Below are 4,880 nucleotides of genomic sequence, written 5' to 3'. Positions count from 1 at the left end.
ATTTATGCCTTGTTCAATAGTCAAACCGGCTATCACCATGGCTGGGGCATCCCCATGGCAACGGACATCGCGTTTTCGCTGGGTGTGCTGTCGCTGCTGGGCAACCGCGTGCCCCTGCAGTTGAAAATCTTCCTGACCGCCCTCGCCATCATCGACGACCTGGGCGCGATCCTGACGATTGCAATATTTTATACCGACGAGCTGCATACCACTTACCTGCTCGCAGGCGGGGGGATCATCGCTTTGCTGGCGGTCTTCAACCTGCTGAAAGTGAAACCGCTCATCTTCTACATCGTTCCCGGCATCGTGCTGTGGTATTGCGTTTTCAATTCCGGCATCCACGCCACGATCGCGGGCGTTGTGCTGGCGTTCTGCATCCCGATGAGCAAGATCTCCAGGCTCGAACATACCCTCCACGACCCGGTGAACTTCATCATCATGCCGTTATTCGCGCTCGCCAATACGGCCATCATTTTCCCGAACGATTTATTATCCGCGTTTTCTCATACCGTGAGCTACGGCATCATCGCGGGGCTCGTGCTGGGCAAGCCGCTCGGCATTTTCGGCATGAGCTTCCTGGCGGTGAAGCTGGGTATCGCCAGCAAACCCGACCAGACCACCTGGAAACAGCTCTGGGGCGTGGGAATGATCGCCGGAATCGGGTTCACGATGAGCATCTTCATCGCATCGCTGGCTTTTGATGAAGCCGGTATCCAGGTGGTGTCGATCATGTCGGTGATACTTGCTTCGCTGATTGCTTCCGTTGCCGGTTTTATCTTTTTAAAGCGTTTGCGCGCTGCGGAAAAATAAATCCTCCGCCGCGCCGTTTATGTGGCAACCTATGTCACCGTGTTCCCCTGTCCGCCTTTGGCATTGTTATTGCAAATGTTTAACAGCATGAAGAATCGTTTGATCTATGCCATGATACTGCTATGCCTGGCAGGCAGCGCCAGTGCGCAGCAGTCGCTGAAAGGACAGAAAGAAGCCGGTGTAAGGCTGGGCCTCCCGCTCGGTGTTACGGGGCGTTACTTTTTCGCGGACAGATCCGCTGTGGAAGGGATCGTTGGGTTGTATAACCGGACGTTTTCGGTGACGGCGTTGTATCAATATCATTTCGACCTGTCGGCCCTTACCATTCCCGGTTTCGGGTGGTATGCAGGCGGCGGGGCGCACCTGGGCACCAGGGATATCGACGGCTCCTGGCGATTCCTCGCAGGGATCGATGGTGTGGCGGGGCTCAATTACAATTTCGGGCCTGTCCCCCTTAACCTCAGCCTCGACTGGAAGCCCGCGGTTCATTTCGGCAACTCCTCCGACCTGGCGGATTTCGCAGTATCGGCACGTTACATTTTCGGCAGCAAAAAATAGATACATCCATACACCACCGTTTAATCTAAAATGCACATATGAAAAGGATTCTGTTGCTCTTCGGAGTACTTTCACTGATGATGACGACCTTCCAGGCAAACGCGCAACGCAGAAGCAGCGGCGGCGGCGGCAATCCGGCCGACTACAACACCGCGCTGGGCGTTAGGCTGAACCCCTGGCTCGTGGGCTTCACCGTAAAGCATTTCCTGAAAGGGCCGCATGCCATCGAAGGCATTGTCAGCCATTACTTCAATGGAAACGACGAGCCCACCAACGTGACGTTCACCGGTCTTTACGAGTACCACTGGAACGTATTCGGTAAATCCGAATGGAACATGTACGCCGGCGGCGGCGCCCACCTCGGCCTCTGGCGCGCTTACGAATGGGACAACGGCCGCAGGCGCGACCGCACCACCAAAGCCGTAGCCGGCCTGGATGGTATCTTCGGCGTGGAATACACTTTCAAGAACATTCCCCTGAACCTGAGCGCCGACCTCAAGCCGTATGTTAACTTCAATGGTTACAACGACTTTATCGGCGAACAGATCGGCGGCGTTTCCGCGCGTTATACTTTCTAAAGCGTTCACCCGCAAATCATTTAGCGGCTGCTCCGGCAAGGGGCAGCCGCTTTTTTTTATTATATTGGGAATATGAAAATCTTATCCGCCCCGCAAATCCGTGCGGCCGACGCTTACACGATCGCGCATGAGCCCGTTTCGGGACTGCTGCTCATGGAGCGCGCGGCGGCGGCATGTGCGGATTGGATCATGGACAGGTATGCGGGAAGCGCCCGCCCTTTCTATATTTTCTGCGGGCCCGGGAACAATGGCGGCGACGGACTGGTGATCGCGCGGCGGCTGGCGGAGAAAGGCTTTTCCGTATATGCATGGCTCGTGGCGGCGGGGAACCCTTCCCCCGACAACCTCGCCAACCAGGCGCGCGTTCCCTTTTTACAAACGATTCACGCCCCAGCGGATTTCCCGCAAATGGAAGAGCCCGGCGTGATCATCGACGCGCTTTTCGGTACAGGGCTCAATCGCCCGCTGGATGGATGGGTGGCGGGAGTTATCCACCAGATCAACGACCAGCGCGGGCGACAGGAGATCATAGCGATCGATATGCCTTCCGGTCTTATGGCAGACAAAAGCTCGAAAGGATATACGTGTATTCATGCCCGTTATACCCTCACGTTCGAATACTGGAAACTCGCGCTGCTGATGCCGGAGAACGGCGGTTTCGCCGGGGAAACGGTGCTGATCCCCATCGGCCTGCACCCCGCGTATTCAGCTGCGGTGCAAACGGAATACCACCTGACGGATATGGAAATGCTCCGGACGGTTTACCGGCCGCGGGATCCCTTCGCCCACAAAGGCACTTACGGGCATGCGCTGCTCGTGGCGGGGAGTTACGGGAAAATGGGGGCGGCGGTGCTGTCGGCCCGGGCTGTCATGCGCGCGGGCGCCGGGTTGCTGACGGTGCATATTCCGCGTTGCGGCTACGAGATCATGCAGACGGCGTTCCCCGAAGCCATGTGCGAAACGGAAGAGCTGGCGTTGCATTCCGCGCACTTCGACGAGCCTTTCCGCCTGCGGCGCGCGCCGGATTACGACGTGATCGGGATCGGGCCCGGCATCGGGACGGACCCTTCCACCGCCAAAGCCCTCGAGCGCCTGCTGGGCCACTGGCAGGGGCCGATGGTGCTGGATGCCGATGCGCTGAATATCCTGTCCAAATGGCCCTCTTTGATGCCCCTGGTGCCGAAACACAGCATCCTCACCCCGCATCCGAGGGAATTCGAGCGGCTATTCGGCTCCACGGGCGACCAGTTCGGGCGGCTGGCACTGCTGCGCGCGAAGGCGGCGGAATGGCAGTGGTATATCCTGCTGAAGGGGCGCTTTACGGCGATGGCTTGTCCGGACGGGTCGGTGTTTTTCAATCCCACGGGGAACCCCGGCATGGCGACCGCCGGCAGCGGGGATGTGCTCACCGGGATATTGACGGGGCTCCTGGCGCAGGGGTACGCCCCAAAAGCGGCGCTGATCCTGGGCGCCTGGCTCCATGGCAAAGCCGGCGACCTCGCCGCTTCCGTCTCCCCCGCATCCCTCATCGCTTCCGATATCATTGCCCGCCTCGCCAACGCGTTTGCGGAAATACAGCAGTAGCGTCCATATTACGCTTATAGTAAATATATAGGACGACTAGTAAAATAAATTCTAATACATTATCTTCGTCAACCTTGAAAATCATAATCTAAAGCCTTGAAATTTTAAATGGATTAAAAGAGTATGAGTATAGCTTACATTATTCCACTGTTCGGACTGATTGCACTATTATTTACCGCGGTACAGAGCGCCTGGGTTTCCCGTCAGGATGCAGGAAACGAGCGGATGCAGGACATTGCCAGGCATATAGCGGAAGGCGCCATGGCCTTCTTGAAAGCTGAGTACAAGATCCTCACCTATTTTGTGATCATAGCAGCCCTCTTGTTGGGCTACATGGGTTTTTCGCATGAAAACTCCGACTGGACGATCGCCGTGGCGTTTATCATCGGCGCCATTTTCTCTGCGACGGCCGGTTTTATCGGTATGAGAATCGCCACCAAAGCCAACGTACGTACCGCGCAGGCGGCGCGCACATCGCTCTCCAAAGCCCTGAAGGTTTCCTTTACGGGCGGCTCCGTGATGGGCATGGGCGTTGCGGGCCTGGCCGTGCTGGGGCTTGGCGGGTTGTTCATCATCCTCAAAGCTTATTTCGGCGCGGAAGCCAATACCGCCGAAATGGTAAAAACCATTGAAGTACTGACCGGTTTCTCGCTCGGCGCGGAAAGCATCGCGCTGTTTGCCCGTGTGGGTGGCGGTATTTATACCAAAGCGGCCGACGTAGGCGCCGACCTGGTGGGCAAGGTGGAAGCCGGCATCCCGGAAGACGATCCCCGCAACCCCGCCACCATCGCCGATAACGTTGGCGATAACGTGGGCGACGTGGCCGGCATGGGCGCCGACCTTTTCGGTTCTTATGTAGCCACCGTACTGGCCACCATGGTACTGGGCAGCGAGGCGCGCACCACCGACAACTTCGGAGGCCTGTCCCCCATCCTGCTCCCGATGGTGATCGCCGGCATGGGCATCATTTTCAGCATTCTCGCCACATTCTTCGTGCGCATCAGCGACAGCGCGGGCCTCAGCACCGGCGCCGTGCAGAAAGCGCTCAATATGGGCAACTGGGGCTCCATCGTACTGACGGCGCTCGCCTGTGTGGGCCTCGTATACTGGATCCTGCCCGCAGAGCCTTTCTACCTGCAGCGCGACTGGATCGGCGGCGACGCACTCCGTGAAGGCGCTATCGCCATTACGCAGAACGGCGTGCTGGGTGCGATCTTCGTAGGCCTGGCCGTGGGTACGCTCATGAGCATCATTACAGAATACTATACCGCGATGGGCAAGCGCCCCGTGATGTCCATCATCCGCCAGTCTTCCACCGGCCACGCAACAAACGTGATCGGCGGCCTGGCC

Annotated in this window: 5 protein-coding genes; all 5 read left to right on the top strand. The window is 57.9% G+C overall.

Annotated features, from left to right (window positions below; translation table 11 throughout):
- On the top strand, window positions 1-810 hold an 810-nt coding region (nhaA, locus tag Q0510_RS05060; RefSeq protein ID WP_298708851.1), incomplete at its 5' end, for a Na+/H+ antiporter NhaA.
- An 87-nt stretch (window positions 811-897) separates the two neighbouring features.
- A complete protein-coding gene (locus tag Q0510_RS05055; protein ID WP_298708849.1) occupies window positions 898-1,368 on the top strand; it encodes a hypothetical protein in 471 nt (156 codons plus the stop codon).
- Window positions 1,369-1,406: 38 nt separating this feature from the next.
- The gene (locus tag Q0510_RS05050; RefSeq protein WP_298708847.1) at window positions 1,407-1,946 is read left to right on the top strand and encodes a hypothetical protein; all 540 of its coding nucleotides are present in this window, start codon (window positions 1,407-1,409) and stop codon (window positions 1,944-1,946) included.
- A gap of 72 nt (window positions 1,947-2,018) precedes the next feature.
- Complete coding sequence (locus Q0510_RS05045) at window positions 2,019-3,530, top strand: NAD(P)H-hydrate dehydratase (RefSeq protein WP_298708845.1); 1,512 nt, start codon at window positions 2,019-2,021, stop codon at window positions 3,528-3,530.
- A 123-nt stretch (window positions 3,531-3,653) separates the two neighbouring features.
- Window positions 3,654-4,880 (top strand): sodium/proton-translocating pyrophosphatase (locus Q0510_RS05040; RefSeq protein ID WP_298708843.1); only part of this gene is annotated, 1,227 nt, incomplete at its 3' end.

Origin of the sequence: uncultured Chitinophaga sp. (genome assembly GCF_937874145.1) — a bacterium.
GTDB lineage: Bacteria > Bacteroidota > Bacteroidia > Chitinophagales > Chitinophagaceae > Chitinophaga.
The sequence above is the reverse complement of the archived record's forward strand: the minus strand, read 5'-3'. Positions and strand labels throughout refer to the sequence as shown.

Excerpts from the sequence above, each read along its gene's own strand:
- Q0510_RS05055 (WP_298708849.1), top strand. The coding sequence starts at position 898 with ATGAAGAATCGTTTGATCTATGCCATGATACTGCTATGCCTGGCAGGC.
- Q0510_RS05050 (WP_298708847.1), top strand. The coding sequence starts at position 1,407 with ATGAAAAGGATTCTGTTGCTCTTCGGAGTACTTTCACTGATGATGACG.
- Q0510_RS05045 (WP_298708845.1), top strand. The coding sequence starts at position 2,019 with ATGAAAATCTTATCCGCCCCGCAAATCCGTGCGGCCGACGCTTACACG.